Raw genomic sequence first — 258 nt, 5'->3', positions numbered from 1 at the left:
CCGGTTGAATTGGGCGGCGGATCTGAACCTGCCGCTGCTCAGCGAAAAAGGCAGTGCCGACGTACTGTTCTGGGTCGGCGACGGTGCCTTCGACATGCGCAACCAACGCACCCTGCGCGCGTTCGTCAAAGTGCTCAAGGCGGCCGGCGTCGACTTCGCCGTGCTGGGCCTGGAAGAGCGCGACAGCGGAGACGTGGCACGCCGCCTGGGCGATGAAGCGACCTTTCAGTTGCTGGCTTCGCGCAATATCCAGACCCT

The 258-nt window shown here is 64.3% G+C and carries 1 pseudogene; it reads left to right on the top strand.

What is annotated here, in order from left to right:
• Positions 1-258 (top strand): annotated as a pseudogene (locus AC0L2O_RS37005) ((Fe-S)-binding protein); the annotation flags it as partial.

The sequence above is a fragment of the Bradyrhizobium sp. Kon10 genome (assembly GCF_055807395.1).
Note: the sequence above shows the minus strand (reverse complement) of the source record. Positions and strands in the feature narration are given on the sequence as shown.